This window comes from Pseudomonas sp. SZ57, assembly GCF_009495975.1.
GTDB lineage: Bacteria > Pseudomonadota > Gammaproteobacteria > Pseudomonadales > Pseudomonadaceae > Aquipseudomonas > Aquipseudomonas syringae.
Window position 1 is genome coordinate 1 of record NZ_WIBD01000011.1, and the last position, 765, is coordinate 765.

At 62.7% G+C, this 765-nt stretch carries 1 protein-coding gene and 2 pseudogenes; all 3 read right to left on the minus strand.

Annotation, left to right across the window (positions count from 1 at the left end; translation table 11 throughout):
• A pseudogene (locus tag GE543_RS13395) lies at positions 1-152 on the minus strand (efflux transporter periplasmic adaptor subunit); the annotation flags it as partial.
• The gene (locus GE543_RS13400) at positions 149-358 is read right to left on the minus strand and encodes a DUF1656 domain-containing protein (RefSeq protein ID WP_003315925.1); all 210 of its coding nucleotides are present in this window, start codon (positions 356-358) and stop codon (positions 149-151) included. The pseudogene GE543_RS13395 and the gene GE543_RS13400, both read right to left, overlap by 4 nt.
• Positions 355-765: pseudogene (locus GE543_RS27420) on the minus strand (FUSC family protein); the annotation flags it as partial. The pseudogene GE543_RS27420 and the gene GE543_RS13400, both read right to left, overlap by 4 nt.

Consider the following 765-nt stretch of genomic DNA (forward strand, 5'->3'; position numbering starts at 1 on the left):
GCGATCTGCACGATGTCGGCGCGGATATGCCCGTCGCGCGTCCACGGTGCATACATGTAATACATCACCATGCGCCATACGACCACGGCGGCCAGGGTGACAACCAGCAGGGTCAGGACCACGCGGCCCAGTGTCAGTATCGGTTTTTTCATGTCATCAGGTATCGACTTAGAGTATCCACGGCGCCGAGCAACAAAGCGTATAGACCTACGTTGAACAAAGCCCGGTGCCAGACCAGACGGTAGAAGTGGGCACGCGACAGCACCGCGTGCACGACCAGAAACAGCAGATAGGCGATGCCCATCATCGCCAGGAACGTGGGGATGAAGATCCCGCTGATGTCCAGATCACCGATCACAGGGGCGCTCCATCGATGTTATGCGGCAGTTGCTCGGTCAGTTCGCCGCCCACGGTGACGATCTCGACCCCCGGCAGCAGCGCCAGGCGCAGGCCGCTGAGGGCATGCAGCAGGTGCAGTCGGGCCGGGCTGTCGCCCATCTCCTGATCGGTCAGTGAACGGCGTGCGCGGTCCATGGCCATCAGCAGGCCTCTGGGCGCGGGTAGCCGTTCACCGGCCTTGCGGCACTGTTTGAAATAGCCACTGACTTCGTCGATCACCTGACGCAGCAATACCTGAGCAGCAGGCGTGGCACGGCGGGTGTAGGCCAGCAGGTCGAGCATGTTCAGCGCGACGCGCAGTTCACGCAGGGCAATCCCGGTGTCCTGGGCGGTGAGCGTCAGGCGCGGCAGTTGCTGCATCAGGCG